The following is a 16581-nucleotide window of genomic DNA, read 5'->3' on the forward strand; positions in this document are numbered from 1 at the left end:
AAACGGCTGAACTGGCTGAACTGGGCTGGGAGAAGCCGGTCGGCCCCCGGGCCGCCGAGGACAGTGGCCGCAGCACGGCGGGGCCGGCCGGCTTCCGTACGCCCGAAGGAGAGGACCCACCATGGCAATGCCCGAGAACAACACCGCCTTCCGCGCGGGCCAGGTCGCTCTCGTCACCGGCGGCGCGGGCGGGATAGGCGCCGCGGTCGTCGAACGCCTGGTCGCGCGCGGCGGTCACGTCGTCGTCGCGGACATCGACACCGAGCGCGGCGAGGCGGTCGCCGCACGCACCGGCGCCCTGTTCGTACGCACCGATGTGGGGAGCCTCACCGACAACGAGGCGGTGGTCGAGGCGGCCGTGTCGAGGTTCGGCCGTCTGGACGTCGTGCACCTCAACGCCGGTACGACCGGCCGCACCGCCATCGGCGACGGCTTCGCCCCCGACAGCTACCGCGCCCTCGTGAGCGTCAACCTCGACTCGGTGGTCTTCGGGATCCAGGCCGCCCTGCCGCACCTGCGCCGCACTCATGGATCCATCGTCGTCACCGCCAGCGCGGCGGCGCTGCGGCCCTCGATCGAGGTGCTGTACTCGGCGACCAAGAGCGCGGTGATCGGCCTCGTCCGGTCCCTCGCGCCCTCCCTCCACCGTGACGGGGTGTCGCTCAACGCCCTCTGCCCCGGCCTGGTGGACACCCCGCTGATCGCCGGACGCCGGACGGCCATCGCCGAGGCGGGCATCGCCGTGGCGAGCACCGAGCAGGTGGCCGACGCGTTCGAGACGGTGCTCGGCGACAGCCGTACGGGGCAGGCCTGGCTCGTCATGGCGGACCGGCCGGTGGCCCCTTTTCCCTTTGCCGAACTGCCGGTACCGGGAGCGGAGAAGCTGATCGGCCACACCCCGTCGGGATGAACGACGGATGAAGGCCGGCATGAAAGGGGCAACAGCATAGGGGTTGTTTAGGGGGTCGGGTGGAACGCCCCCTCGTTAGCCTGAATCGCGTAAATGCATGATGCAGTTGATGTGCTGGAATTGCTGCTACTGCTGGCGGGGCGGGCTATGAACGAAACGGCGGGCGCCGAGTACAACAACGTCGAGTACGACGCTTCCTCGGGGCGCGAGGAAGCGATAGCGGTGGTGGGGATCTCCTGCCGGTACCCGAAGGCTTCCTCGGCCCAGCAGTTCTGGAACCTGCTCCGGGGCGGTCGGCACACGGTGACCGAGGTTCCCGAAGGACGCTGGAACGCCGAGGAATTCTACGACCCGTCACCATCGGCCCCCGGCCGTATGAACTCCCCATTCGGCTCTTTCCTGGACGGGATCGATCTCTTCGATGCCGACTTCTTTCATGTCTCGCCCCGTGAGGCGGAGTACATGGATCCACAACAGCGGCTCATGCTCGAACTCGGCTGGGAGGTCCTGGAGGACGCCGGTGTCCTCCCCGGAACAGTGGGCGGCACCAGGCTGGGTGTCTTCGTCGGAGCGATCTGGGACGACTACGCCCGGATGGTGCACGGAGCCGCGGGAACGGCCGGGAACGGCGCCCAGCACGCCATGACCGGTATCCACCGCGGCATCATCGCCAACCGCCTGTCGTACTTCCTGCGGGCCCAGGGCCCCAGCCTGACCGTCGACACCGGCCAGTCCTCCTCCCTCGTCGCTCTCCATCTGGCCTGCGAGAGCCTGCGCAAGGGAGAGTCCGACCAGGCGATCGCCGGCGGGATCAACCTCAGCCTGCTGCCGGAGAGTTCCGTCATCTCCGCCAAGTGGGGCGGACTGTCCCCACAGGGCCGCTGCTTCACCTTCGACTCCCGCGCCGACGGCTATGTGAGGGGTGAGGGCGGCGGTGCCGTACTCCTCAAGCCCCTGACGCGCGCCCTCGCCGACGGTGACCGCGTCTACTGCGTCATCCACGGCAGCGCCATGAACAACGGTGCTGGCACCGGTATGACCACCCCCAGCGCCGCCGCCCAGCAGGCCGTGCTGCGCGCCGCCTGCGCACAGGCCGGAGTCCGGCCCGCGGACGTTCAGTACGTGGAACTGCACGGCACCGGGACGAAGGTCGGCGACCCTGTCGAGGCCACCGCCCTGGGCGCGGCGCTGGGCACGGTGGCGGGGCGGCGCGGTCCCCTGCGCGTGGGCTCCGTCAAGACCAACGTCGGCCACCTGGAAGGCGCCGCGGGAATCACGGGATTCATCAAGGCCGCCCTGAGCCTGAGCCACCGGGAACTCCCCGCCAGCCTCAACTATGAGACCCCCAATCCGCACATCGACCTCGACGGGCTGAACCTGCGCGTGCAGGCGGAGCTCGGCCCCTGGCCGCAGGACGAGCGGCCTCTGATCGCGGGAGTCAGCTCCTTCGGCATGGGCGGCACCAACTGCCATGTCGTACTCGGTGAGGCGCCGACCGGGGAGGCGGCGCGTTCCGGGGGCGCGCCGGCCCAGGTGGCCGCGCCGGCGGCGGCTGCGGCGGCTGCGGCGGCTGCGCCGGTGGCTGTGTCCGTCGTGCCGTGGGTGATCTCGGGCCGGTCGGATGGGGCGTTGCGGGGGCAGGCGGAGCGTTTGCGGGTGTTCGGGGCCGGCGGTGGTGTTTCGGCGGTGGATGTGGGGTGGTCGTTGGCGTCGTCGCGGTCGGTGTTCGAGCGGCGTGCGGTGGTGCTGGGGGAGGGGCGGGAGCAGTTCGTCGCCGGTCTTGAGGCTTTGGCCGGTGAGGCGGCTGCCGGGTCTGTGCCTGGTCCTGGTGTGGTGTCGGGGTCGGTGGTTTCTGGTCGTTTTGGTGTGGTGTTTACGGGTCAGGGTGCGCAGCGTGCGGGGATGGGTCGGGAGCTGTATGAGGCGTTTCCGGTGTTCGCCGGGGCGTTTGACGAGGTGTGCTCGTACTTCGACCCGTCGGTGCGGGAGGCGGTGTGGTCGGGGGAGGGTCTGGATGGGACGGGTGTGACGCAGCCGGCGCTGTTCGCGTTGGAGGTGGCGCTGTTTTGTTTGGTGGAGTCGTGGGGTGTGGGGCCGGATGTGGTGGCTGGTCATTCGGTGGGGGAGATTGCTGCCGCTCATGTGGCGGGTGTGTTTTCGCTGGAGGATGCGGCTCGGTTGGTGTCTGCGCGTGGCCGGTTGATGCAGGCGTTGCCCGCTGGTGGGGCGATGGTGTCCGTACAGGCGGCCGAGGATGAGGTTGTGCCGCTTCTCGCCGGTCGCGAGGACCAGGTGAGTGTTGCGGCGGTCAATGGTCCGAGGTCCGTGGTGATCGCGGGTGAGGGTGACGCGGTCGAGGCGATCGCTGTTTCCCTGGCTGAGCAGGGCCGGAAGCTCAAGAAACTGGCGGTGAGTCATGCGTTTCATTCGCCGTTGATGGAGCCGATGCTCGCGGACTTCCGTGCCGCGATCAGCGACATCTCCTTCTCCGCGCCGCGCCTGGCGATGGTCTCGGCCGTGACCGGGGAGTTGGTCGGCGGTGAGATCGCCTGCGCTGATTACTGGGTGGACCATGTGCGGCGTCCGGTGCGGTTCGCCGACGCGGTGCGGGCCATGGAGGGTGAGGGTGTCCGTACGTTCCTGGAGCTCGGTCCGGATGGTGTGCTGTCCGCGCTGATCCCGGAGTGTGTCAGCGATCCCGCTGCCTCCGCCGCCGTTGCTCTTCTGCGTCGTGACCGTCCCGAGCCGCTGACGGCCGTAACGGCTGTCGCACAGGCCTTTGTCCGGGGTGTGGGTGTCGACTGGTCGTCGTTCTTCGACGGGAGCGGCGCCCGGCGTGTGGATCTGCCGACGTACGCCTTCCAACGGGAACGGCACTGGCTGCCGCTGACGGCCGGACCCGATGCCACTACGGCCGTTCTGCCGTCCGCCCCCGCTCCGGACAGTACGCGGGTGGTGGTGCGAGGCGGTTTGGCGCAGCGACTGTCCGGCCTTTCGCGCGATGAGCGGAAACGTATGGTGGCCGAGGTTGTCTCCTCGCACGTGGCCGTGGCGCTCGGCTATCCGGCTGCCAAGGTGGTCGAGCTCAGGGCTCCCTTCTCGGAGCTCGGTTTCGACTCGATGACCGCCGTCGAATTCCGCGACGCGCTTGCTCGGGCGACGGAGCTTCGTCTGCCGAGCGGACTGCTCTTCGACCACCCGACTCCGGGCGAACTGGCGGCATATCTCCTCTCGGAGTTGGCGGTGGATTCCGATGCCGCCACGGCCGCGTGGCGCCCCGCCGCCGTCTCCGTGGACGAGCCGATCGCGATCGTCGGCATGGCCTGCCAGTTCCCGGGCGGAGTGTCCTCCCCCGAAGAACTCTGGCGGCTCGTGGCCGAAGGCGGAGAGGCGCTGACGGACTTTCCGGCGGACCGCGGCTGGGACCTTGAAACCTTGTACGACCCGGATCCTGACAGCTCCGGCAGGACCTATCTCACCCGTGGAGGATTTCTGTCCGCGGGAGATTTCGACGCCGAGTTCTTCGGTATCTCACCGCGTGAGGCGTCGGCGATGGATCCGCAGCAGCGGTTGCTGCTGGAGACCGCGTGGGAGGCCTTCGAACGGGCCGGTATCGACCCTGAATACCGGAGGGGCAGCGAGACCGGCGTCTTCATCGGCGCGACCGCGCAGGACTACGGGCCGCGCATGCATCAAGCGCCGGACGGTGTCGAAGGGCATGTACTGACCGGCGGTACGGCAAGCATCATGTCGGGGCGGATCGCCTACCAGCTGGGTTTGGTCGGCCCTGCGGTCACCGTCGACACCGCCTGCTCGTCCTCCCTGGCCGCGCTCCATCTGGCGGCGCAGGCGCTGCGGTCCGGCGAGTGCTCGATGGCGCTGGCCGGAGGCGTCACGGTGATGTCGACACCAGGAATGTTCATCGAGTTCAGCCGGCAGCGTGGGCTTGCGGCTGATGGCCGGTGCAAGGCGTTCTCGGCTGCGGCCGACGGGACGGGTTGGTCCGAGGGCGTGGGGATGCTGCTGGTCGAGCGCTTGTCGGATGCGCGCAGGAACGGCCACTCGGTGCTTGGGCTCGTCCGAGGCTCGGCGATCAACCAGGACGGTGCCAGCAATGGACTCACGGCACCGAACGGTCCGTCGCAGCAGCGGGTGATCCGGCGGGCGTTGGCCAGTGCCGGGTTGTCGGCCACTGATGTGGATGCCGTGGAGGCGCATGGTACCGGGACGCGGCTGGGCGATCCGATCGAGGCCGAGGCGCTGCTCGCGACCTACGGGCAGGGGCGGGATGCGGAACGTCCGCTCTGGCTGGGGTCGTTGAAGTCGAACATCGGTCATACGCAGGCGGCGGCGGGTGTCGCGGGTGTGATCAAGATGGTGATGGCGATGCGGGAGGGTGTGCTGCCCCGCACGATGCACGTGGACGAGCCGTCGCCGTTCATCGACTGGTCGTCGGGCGCACTGGAACTGCTGCGTGAGGCCCGTGAGTGGCCGGAGACGGGTCGCCCCCGGCGGGCGGCGGTCTCGTCGTTCGGTATCAGCGGCACGAATGCGCATGTGGTGATCGAGCAGGCACCTGCTGTGGAGGATGAGGAGGAGACGACTGTGTCTGCTCCTCCGCCTGGGCTTGTGCCGTGGGTGGTGTCGGGCCGGTCGGATGCTGCGCTGCGGGGGCAGGCGGAGCGTTTGCGGGTGTTCGCGGCTGGTGGTGGTGCTTCGGCCGTGGATGTGGGGTGGTCGTTGGCGTCGTCGCGGTCGGTGTTCGAGCGGCGTGCGGTGGTGCTGGGGGAGGCGCGGGAGCAGTTCGTCGCCGGTCTGGAGGTCTTGGCCGGTGATGCGGCTGCCGGGTCTGTGCCTGGTCCTGGTGTGGTGTCGGGGTCGGTGGTTTCTGGTCGGTTTGGTGTGGTGTTTACGGGTCAGGGTGCGCAGCGTGCGGGGATGGGCCGGGAGCTGTACGAGGCGTTTCCGGTGTTCGCCGGAGCGTTCGACGAGGTGTGCTCGTACTTCGACCCTTCTGTGCGGGAGGCGGCCTGGTCGGGGGAGGGTCTGGATGAGACGGGTGTGACGCAGCCGGCGCTGTTTGCGTTGGAGGTGGCGTTGTTTCGTCTGGTGGAGTCGTGGGGTGTGGGGCCGGATGTGGTGGCCGGTCATTCGGTGGGGGAGATTGCCGCTGCTCATGTGGCGGGGGTTTTCTCGCTGGAGGACGCCGCTCGGTTGGTGGCTGCGCGTGGTCGGTTGATGCAGGCGCTGCCCTCCGGTGGGGCGATGGTGTCCGTCCAGGCGGCCGAGGATGAGGTTCTGCCGCTCCTCGTCGGTCGTGAGGACCGGGTGAGTGTTGCGGCGGTCAACGGCCCGAGGTCGGTGGTGATCGCGGGGGTTGAGGCGGCGGTTCTTGAAGTCGCCGGTGAATTGGAGGCGTTGGGGCGTAGGACGAAGCGGTTGGCGGTGAGTCATGCGTTTCATTCGCCGTTGATGGAGCCGATGCTCGCGGACTTCCGTGCCGCGATCAGCGGCATCTCGTTCTCCGCGCCGCGTTTGGCGATGGTGTCCGCCGTGACCGGTGAGTCCGTCAGCGGTGAGATCGCCTCCGTCGATTACTGGGTGGAGCATGTGCGGCGTCCGGTGCGGTTCGCCGACGCCGTACGTGCCATGGAGGGTGAGGGTGTCCGTACGTTCTTGGAGCTCGGTCCGGACGGTGTGCTGTCCGCGCTGATCCCGGAATGTGTCAGCGATCCCGCTGCCTCCGCCGCCGTTGCTCTTCTGCGTCGTGACCGTCCCGAGGCACTGACAGCCGTAACGGCTGTCGCTCAGGCCTTTGTTCGGGGTGTGGGTGTGGACTGGTCGTCGTTCTTCGACGGCACGGGCGCCCGGCATGTCGATCTGCCGACCTACGCCTTCCAGCGGGAGCGGTTCTGGCTGGAGACGCCGGAGGACCGTGGCGATGTGGCCTCCGCCGGGCTCAGCGCCGTCGGCCATCCTCTCCTCGGCGCCACCGTGGAGCTTGCGAATGGCGAAGGGGTGGTGCTGACCGGGCGGCTGTCCCTGAAGACACATCCCTGGCTCGCGGACCACGCCATCCTCGATACGGTTCTCCTGCCGGGGACCGCCTTTGTGGAACTGGCACTGCGCGCGGGTGACCATGTCGGATGCGACCGTCTCGACGAACTCACTCTCACCGCGCCCCTCACCCTCCCCCAACAGGGCGCCGTACAGCTCCAGATCGGCCTCGGTGCCCCCGATGACGCAGGCCGTCGTCAGCTGAGCATCCACTCCCGGCCCGAGCCTCCCTTGCCGTCCATGTCGCCCTCGTCCCCGGCCGACCACAGTGACAGTGACAGTGACACCGGCCTCGGCGCGGACTGGGTGACGCATGCCCACGGCACACTCGGCACCGCCGAAGCCGTGGCGTCCGAGGAAGCCGACTCCGCGCTGTCGGTGTGGCCTCCCGCCGACGCACTGGAACTCGACACCGACACGATGTACGACCGGCTCGCCGAGCGTGGCTACGGCTACGGACCCGCGTTCCAGGGGGTGCGCCGGATGTGGCGGCGCGACGGGCAGATCTTCGCCGAGGTCGAACTGCCGGAGGAGGGGACGACCGGCACGGAGGAGTACGTACTCCACCCGGCCTTGCTGGATTCCGCCCTGCACCCGCTGCTCCTCCCCGGTGCCGACGGGACCGGGGGAGCCGACGGTGACGCCCTTGCCGGCCATGGGCTGGACCTGCCCTTCTCCTGGGCGGGAGTGAGTGTCCGGACCGCAGGCTCCTCGACTCTGCGCGTACGCCTCGTCCGTACCGCCCCCGACACCGTGGCGCTGGACATCGCGGACGGCACCGGTAGGCCGGTCGCCGCCGTCGAATCCCTCGTCTGGCGTGAGATCCCGAGCGACGCGCTGCGTGCCTCGGCTCCCCAGCACTCCGCATCGCTCTTCCATGTGACCTGGAAGAAGCACGCCCGGCCCCGGCTCGACGTCCGAGCGGCCGGTGGGACGCCCGCTGCCATTCCACTGTTCCGCGATGTCCGGTCGCTGCTGTCCTTTCTGCACGACGGTGACGTCACAGCGCCGGGGGCGCCGGGAGTACCAGGAGCACCGGAAGCACCGGGAGCACCGGAAGCACCTGAGGCACCTGAGGCACCTGAGGCACCGGGAGTTCCGGAGGTGTCCTCGGTGGTGGCGTTGGCGTTGACCGGACCCGTCGCCGACGAAGACGGTGGCGCCCGTGTGGACGCGGCCGAAGCGGCGCGCGGCCTCACACGGCAGGCACTGGAGCTTGTGCAGACCTGGGTGTCCGACGAACGGTTCGCCTCCGCCAGGCTCGTACTGATGACCCGGGGCGCCGTGGAAACCGCCGCCGGTACGGGGGCGGCCCCGGCCCTCGCGGCGGTCTGGGGCCTGCTGCGGACCGCTCAGACGGAGCACCCCGGCCGATTCGTGCTGCTGGACGTGGACGACGAGCTGTACGTGGACGACGCCGTGGACGCGGACTCTCCGCAAGCGTTCCGCGCATTGCTGTCCGCCGTTCTGGCTACCGGCGAGCCGCAGGTCGCGGTACGGGACGGCGAGATCCATGTACCGCGCCTGGCCCGGGTACCGGCCCCCTCCCGTCCCGCACCTCCCCTCGCCCTCGAAGGCACGGTACTGATCACCGGTGCGACCGGACAGTTGGGCGGGCTGCTCGCCCGTCACCTGGTACGCACGCACGGTGTACGCCGTCTGTTGCTGCTCAGCCGCCGCGGAGCCGAGGCGCCGGGCGCGCCGGAGCTGCGCGACGAGCTGACCGCGCTCGGCAGCCACGTCACGCTGGCCGCCTGCGATGCCGCGGACCGCGAGCAGTTGGCCGATGTCCTCGCCCTGGTGCCCCCGGAGCACCCATTGACCGCCGTCGTGCACACCGCCGGTGTTCTGGACGACGGAATCGTCACCGCCCTCACCCCCGAGCGGCTGGACGACGTCCTGCGTCCCAAGGTCACCGCCGCGTGGAATCTGCATGAACTGACCCGCTATCTGGACCTCTCCGCCTTCGTCGTCTACTCGTCGATCTCCGGCCTCATCGGCGCCGCGGGGCAGGCGAACTACGCCGCCGCCAACGCCTTCCTCGACGCCCTCGCCGCGCACCGGCGGGCACAGGCCCTGCCCGCCCTGTCGCTCGCGTGGGGTCTGTGGGAGCAGACCGGAGCCGCTGGAGCTGCCGGAGCCGCTGGAGCTGCCGAAGGAACCAGGGGCATGGCCGACGGGCTCGCGCGTCAGGACGTGGCGCGCATGGCACGTACCGGCGTGGCGCCTCTGCCCGAGGAGGACGGCCTGGCGTTGTTCGACGCCGCCGTTGGCACGGGCGAGCAGGGCGCGGCGAACACGACCTCCCTGCTGGTGCCCATGCGCCTCGACATGACGGCGCTGCGAACCAGGGCGGCGTCGGACGATGTCCCCGCCTTTTTCCAGGACCTCGTCGGCCCGGCGCGCAGGCGTGCCGAGAGGCGTACTGCGAAGCGTGACGAGAACGGGCGCCGAGGGACGGTCGGCTCCCTCCCCTTCGTACAACGGCTGTCCGCGCTGGCCGAGCCGGAACAGCGGCGGGCCCTGCGTGCACTGGTGCGGGAACACGCGGCTGCCGTACTGGGCCTCGCGGGAGCGGGTGCGGTGGCCGCCGACCGCGCGTTCAAGGAGATCGGGTTCGACTCCCTGACATCGGTCGAGCTTCGCAACCGGCTCAACGCGGCGACCGGACTCACGTTGCCGACAACGCTGATCTTCGACTACCCGACCACCGACGCCGTCGTCGGTCTGTTCATGGAGCGGTATCTCGACACGCACACCGCCGAGGACGCCGAGGCCGCGAAGGCGGCGGGGGCGGGGGCGGGAACCGCGGGGGCACCGGCGGTACGTTCCACCGCCGACGAACCGATCGCGATCGTGGGCATGGCCTGCCGCTACCCGGGCGGGGTCTCGTCCCCCGAGGAGTTGTGGCGGCTGGTGGCCGACGGTACGGACGCCATCTCCCCGTTCCCCACCGGCCGTGGCTGGGACGAGGAGCTGTACGACCCCGACCCCGACCGGGCGGGCAAGAGCTATGTGCGGGAAGGCGGGTTCCTGCACGAGGCGGGGGAATTCGACCCGGAGTTCTTCGGTATCTCGCCCCGCGAGGCCCTGGCCATGGATCCGCAGCAGCGGCTTCTGCTGGAGACGGTCTGGGAGACCTTCGAAGGGGCGGGCATCGACCCCGCCCTCCTCCGGGGCAGCCGGACCGGGGTGTTCGCCGGCCTCATGTACCACGACTACGCACCGCCCGTGCATGCGATGCCGGAGGAACTGGAGGGCATCCTGCTCACGGGTAACACCGGCAGTGTCCTCTCGGGCCGTCTGGCCTACACCTTCGGTCTTGAGGGCCCGGCGGTGACGGTGGACACGGCGTGTTCTTCGTCGTTGGTGGCCCTGCATCTGGCGGCGCAGGCGCTGCGATCCGGCGAGTGCTCGATGGCGCTGGCCGGCGGCGCGACGGTCATGTCCACCCCCGGCACCTTCGTGGAGTTCAGCCGCCAGCGCGGGCTGTCCCCCGACGGCCGCTGCAAGTCCTTCTCCTCGGCGGCAGACGGCACGGGCTGGGGTGAGGGCGTGGGAATGCTGCTGCTGGAACGGCTGTCGGACGCACGTAGGAACGGCCACTCGGTGCTCGCGCTCGTCCGGGGCTCGGCGGTGAATCAGGACGGTGCGAGTAATGGGCTGACGGCGCCGAATGGTCCTTCGCAGCAGCGGGTGATTCGTGAGGCGTTGGTGTCGGCGGGTCTTGGTTCGGGTGATGTGGATGTGGTGGAGGCGCATGGTACGGGGACGCGGTTGGGTGATCCGATCGAGGCCGAGGCGTTGCTCGCGACGTACGGGCAGGGGCGGGATGCGGAGCGTCCTTTGTGGTTGGGGTCGTTGAAGTCGAACATCGGTCATACGCAGGCGGCGGCGGGTGTCGCGGGTGTGATCAAGATGGTGATGGCGATGCGGGAGGGTGTCCTGCCCCGCACGCTGCACGTGGACGAGCCGTCACCGCATGTGGAGTGGTCCTCGGGTGCGGTCGAACTGCTGCGTGAGGCCCGGGATTGGCCGGAGACGGGCCGCGCCCGGCGGGCGGCGGTCTCGTCGTTCGGTATCAGCGGGACGAACGCGCATGTAGTGATCGAACAGGCTGAAGTTGATGCGGCCGAAGAGCCTGGGAGCGACGCCCCTGAGCCGGCGGTGACGCCCTGGGTTCTCTCGGCACGGTCGGACGACGCGCTGCGCGCTCAGGCAGAGAAGCTTCACACGCTTGTGGCTGCTGATCGTGGTGTGGGTGTGGGTGTGGGTGTGGGTGTGGTGGATGTGGGTTGGTCGTTGGTGTCGTCGCGGTCGGTGTTCGAGCATCGTGCGGTGGTGCTGGGTGGGGGTCGTGAGCGGTTGGTGTCCGGGGTGGAGGGGCTGGGCTCGGGGCGTGCGGTGGCGGAGGCGGTGGTGGGGTCCGCGTCGGGTGTGCGTTCGGGTGTGGTGTTTGTGTTTCCTGGTCAGGGGTCTCAGTGGGTGGGGATGGGGGCTGGTCTGTTGGGTGAGTCTCGGGTGTTTGGGGAGTGGATGGGGCGGTGTGAGGAGGCGTTGGCGCCTTTTGTGGATTGGTCGTTGAGGGAGGTGTTGTTGGGGGGTGGTGGGTTGGATCGGGTGGATGTGGTGCAGCCGGTGTCGTGGGCGGTGATGGTGTCGCTTGCGGGGTTGTGGGGTTCGTTGGGGGTGGTGCCGCGGGTGGTGGTGGGTCATTCGCAGGGGGAGATTGCGGCTGCTGTGGTGGCGGGTGTGTTGTCGTTGGAGGATGCGGCGCGTGTGGTGGTGTTGCGTTCGAGGGTGATTGGTCGTGAGCTTGCGGGGTTGGGGGGTATGGCGTCGGTTCCGCTTGCGGTGGGGGTGGTGGAGGAGCGGATCGGTGCTGATGGTCGGGTGAGTGTGGCGGCGGTGAATGGTCCGCGTTCGACGGTGGTGTCGGGTGATGCGGAGGCGATCAGCGCACTTGTGGCTGAGTTTGAGGGGGAGGGGGTGCGGGCTCGTCGTATTCCGGTTGATTACGCCTCCCACTCGGCCCATGTGGAGCGTATCGAGGCCGAGTTGAAGGAAGCTCTCGCGCCGATCCAGCCTCGTCCCTCCCGGATCCCGTTCCACTCGACGGTCGATGGCGCGGTGATCGACACCAGCGTGATGGACGCCGACTACTGGTTCCGGAATCTGCGGCAGCGGGTCCGTTTCGGTGAGGCTGTCGAGGCGCTGCTCGGGCAGGGGCATGACGCCTTCCTGGAGATGAGCGCTCATCCGGTGTTGACGTATGGGGTGGAGGAGTCGGTCGAGGCGGCCGGGTCGGATGCGGTGGTGGTGGGTTCGTTGCGTCGGGACCAGGGTGGTCTGGAGCGGTTCCTGTCTTCGGTGGCGGCGGCGTGGGTGCGGGGTGTGGAGGTGGACTGGGCGCGGCTCTTCTCTGGCAGTGGTGCGCGGCGGGTGGATCTGCCGACGTATCCCTTCCAGCGGGAGCGTTTCTGGCTCAGTGCGCCCGAGGCGAAGGGTGATGTGGCGACGGCCGGTCTGCGGGCTGCCGGGCATCCGTTGCTGGGTGCGGCGGTCGAACTGGCCGACGGTGGCGGTGTGGTGCTGACCGGCCGGCTGTCCCTGCGGACGCATCCATGGCTCGCTGATCATGCCGTTCTCGACACGGTTCTCCTGCCCGGTACGGCTTTTGTCGAGCTTGCCGTGCACGCGGGTGACCAGGTGGGATGTGACCTTCTCGAGGATCTGACCCTCGCTGCGCCGCTTGTTCTGCCGGAGGGGTCGGCGGTGCGGTTGCAGGTGGTGGTGGGTGCGGAGGACGGGTCGGGGCGTCGGGACGTGAGTGTCCACTCCCGGCCCGACACCGACGCCGACGCCGGCTGGACCCGGCACGCCACCGGCATCCTCACCCTCGCCGCCGACCGGCCCGCCCTCGTTCCTTCCGGCGCGTGGCCTCCTCCCGGAGCCGTGGAAGTCGGACTCGAAGGCGCCTACGAACGGCTCGCCGAGCAGGGGTACGGCTACGGTCCTGCCTTCCAGGGGCTGCGCCGGGCCTGGCGGCGCGGGGACGAGGTCTTCGCCGAGGTCGCCCTGCCCGACGAACAGAGCAGTGAGGCGGGCTCCTTCACCCTCCACCCCGCACTCCTCGACGCCGCACTGCACATGCTTCTCCCCGGCGTGGCCGATCAGGAGGGCGACACGGGACAGGCAGTGCTGCCGTTCTCCTGGACCGGTGTACGGATTCACGCCTCCCACGCCTCGACACTGCGGGTACGGCTCGCCGTGTCCGAGGCCGGCGCCCTGGAGACGGAGAACGTGTCGGTGATTGTGGAGGTCATGGACGCGACGGGCGCCCCCGTGATGACTGCGGACGCCTTGACCCTGCGCCCCCTGGACCGGAAGGCGTTGCTGCCGGAGCGTACCGGCATCGAACACGAGGCTTTGTACCACCTGGACTGGGTCGCCGCCGCCGCGCCGACCGATACGGAGCCTGCCCCCTCGGACGCGGACGCGCCGGAAGGAACCTCCTCCTGGGCGGTTCTGGGCGACGACACCCTGCGGCTTGCCGACGCCCTGAGCGGCGGCAGCCGGGAAGGGCGTCCCGCCTCCTACGCGGACCTGGCTGCCCTGGCCCAGGCGGTCGAGGCCGGAGCCCCCGTACCACCCGTGGTGCTGCTCTGCGCGGCCCCGCTTCCCGACGGCGGCGACCATGCCCTCGGGCTCACGGTCGGGGACATCCCCGAGGCCACACGGACGGTGGCCCACCGTCTGCTGGGCGCCGTCCGGTCCTGGCTGGCCGACGAGCGTTTCGCCTCGTCCCGGCTGGCCGTGGTGACCCGGGGTGCGGTCGCCGCGTCACCGGGCACCGGCGATGTGACGGACCTGCCGCACGCGGGTGCGTGGGGTCTGGTCCGTACCGCGCAGACGGAGAATCCCGGCCGTTTCGTTCTCCTCGATGTCGACGCGGCGCCCGCCTCACTGGAGGCGCTGCCGACCGCCCTCACCGGCGACGAGCCGCAGTTCGCCGTCAGGAACGGCGAGATCCGTACGCCCCGGTTGGCACGGGCGGTCCAGAGCCGGGCCGGGGCAGGGGTCGGGGCCGGTACTCCCCAGAGCCGGGCCCAGGCCCGCGCGGCCCTCGAACCGCCCGCCGGGGCGCCGGAGTGGCGTCTGGTCCTGACGGAGAAGGGATCGCTGGAGAACCTGGAGATCGTGCCGTGCCCGGAGGTCACCCGGCCCCTCGGCCCCGGCCAGGTCCGTATCGGCGTCCGTGCGGCCGGACTGAACTTCCGCGATGTGCTCATCGCCCTGGGCATGGTGCCCGAACAGCACGCGCTGATGGGCGCGGAGGGCGCGGGCGTGGTTCTCGAGACCGGCCCGGGGGTGACGGACCTCGCGCCGGGCGACAGGGTCATGGGCTACTTCGACGGCGCGTTCGGACCCGTCGCCGTGGCCGACCGCAGGCTGGTCGCCCGTATCCCCGACGCGTGGTCCTTCACCCGGGCCGCGTCGGTGCCGGTGGTGTTCCTGACCGCCTACTACGGCCTGGTCGACCTCGGCCGGGTCCGACCCGGCGACTCCGTGCTCATCCACGCGGCGGCCGGTGGTGTGGGCATCGCGGCGGTCCAACTGGCCCGCCACCTCGGTGCGGAGGTCTACGGCACGGCCAGTCCGGGCAAGTGGGAAACCTTGCGCTCCCTCGGTCTCGACGACGCCCATATCGCCAACTCCCGGACCCTCGATTTCCACGACCGGTTCCTGGAGGCGACCGGCGGCAGGGGCGTGGACGTGGTGCTCAACTCCCTGGCCGACGAGTACATCGACGCCTCGCTCCGGCTGCTGGCCGACGGCGGCCGTTTCCTGGAGATGGGCAAGACCGACATCCGCGAGACGCAGGCGGTGGAAGCGGCACACCCGGGAGTGAGCTACCAGGTGTACGACCTGACCGCGCTCGCCCGGACCGAACCGGGCAGCGAGGGCGCGGTGCCGGAACGCCTCCAGGAGATCCTGGCCGAGGTGCTGGCGCTCTTCGAACAGGGAGTGCTGCGACCGCTGCCCGTGACCACCTGGGACGTACGCCGGGCACCCGAGGCGTTCCGGCACCTCTCCCAGGCCAAGGGGGTGGGGAAGGTCGTCCTCACCGTGCCCGCTCCCCACGACCCCGACGGCACGGTCCTGGTCACGGGCGCCACGGGCGTCCTGGGGACACTCGTCGCCAGGCATCTCGCGGCCGAGCACGGCGTACGGAACCTGCTGCTCGTCAGCCGCCGTGGTGACCGGGCGCCCGGAGCCGCGGAACTCACCGCGGAGCTGACCGCATTGGGCGCGAGGGTGACCGTCGCCGCCTGCGATGTCGCCGACCGCGACGCGCTGGCCGCACTGCTCGCCACCGTACCGGCCGAGCACCCCCTCACCGCCGTCGTCCACACCGCGGGTGTTCTCGACGACGGCGTCGTGGCCTCGCTCACGCCCGGCCAGTTGGACACGGTCCTGCGGCCCAAGGTCGACGCGGCCTGGCATCTCCACGAACTGACCCGGGACCACGACCTCGCGGCCTTCGTGCTCTACTCGTCGTTCGCGGGCCTCCTCGGCACACCCGGTCAGGCCAACTACGCCGCCGCCAACGCGTTCCTCGACGCGCTCGCCACCCACCGCCGGGCACAGGGCCTGGCCGGCACCTCGCTCGCGTGGGGACTGTGGGCCGAGGCCAGCGGTATGACCGGGCACCTCAGCGACACCGACCGGCAGCGCATGACCCGCAGCGGGCTGCTGGCACTGTCCTCCGAGGACGGAATGGCCCTGTACGACGCGGCCCGGCGGCTCGGCACACCCGTCGTGGCACCCACCCGGCTCGACACCACCGCGCTACGGGCCCAGGGCGACGCCCTGCCCGTCGTGCTGGCCGAGCTGGTCCGTACGGATACCGGAGGCCGGGGTGGCGGCCGGCGGACCCGTAGGTCGGTGGCGGGCGAAGCGGGCGGCGGCGAGGGCGCGGCGGCGAACCTGCGGCAGCGGCTGGCGGGCCTGCCCGAGCAGGAGCGGGCACGGGTCCTGGTGGACCTGGTACGGGCACAGGTCGCCACGGTCCTCGGGCACAGCAGCCCGGAGAGCGTGGACCAGGACCGCGCGTTCAAGGAGCTGGGGTTCGACTCGCTCACGGCGGTCGAGCTGCGCAACCGGCTCGGCGCGGTGACCGGGCTCCGGCTGCCGGCCGGCTTGGTGTTCGACCACCCGACCGCCGCCGAGGCCGCCCGTCATCTGCGCCGGCAGCTCGTCCTCGACGAGGTCTCCACCACGTCCTCGGCACTGGCCGACATCGAACGGCTGAAGATGTCGCTGTCCGCCGCGATCGCCGACGCGGACGACGAGACCGGCAGGGACCGGTTGCTGAGCGGGCTCGGTGAACTCCTCGCCATCTGCGGCGAAGGCGGCGGCGGGCGCCCTGGGACCAGGAACGGCGGCGGCGCGGGACGTGGAGCCGCCGTCGGCACCGGTGCGGCCGGTGCCAACGGTGCGGCCGGTGCCGACGCTGCCGACGAACCCGATATCGAATCCGCGAGCGACGACGAGCTGTTCGCGCTCGTCGACGACCTCGGCTGACACCCACATCCGCGAGCACACCGGTT

General features: G+C 70.2%; 2 protein-coding genes. Both read left to right on the forward strand.

Annotation, left to right across the window (positions count from 1 at the left end; all coding sequences use genetic code 11):
* Positions 1 to 121 precede the first annotated feature (121 nt).
* Entirely contained in the window at positions 122 to 910 is a 789-nt protein-coding gene (locus ACFYYH_RS30275) for an SDR family NAD(P)-dependent oxidoreductase (RefSeq protein ID WP_388557655.1), read from the forward strand.
* A gap of 93 nt (positions 911 to 1003) precedes the next feature.
* Entirely contained in the window at positions 1004 to 16555 is a 15552-nt protein-coding gene (locus tag ACFYYH_RS30280) for an SDR family NAD(P)-dependent oxidoreductase (protein WP_388557658.1), read from the forward strand.
* Positions 16556 to 16581 lie beyond the last annotated feature (26 nt).

It is taken from the genome of Streptomyces sp. NPDC002018 (assembly GCF_042890865.1).
In the GTDB taxonomy this organism is placed as follows: Bacteria; Actinomycetota; Actinomycetes; order Streptomycetales; family Streptomycetaceae; genus Streptomyces.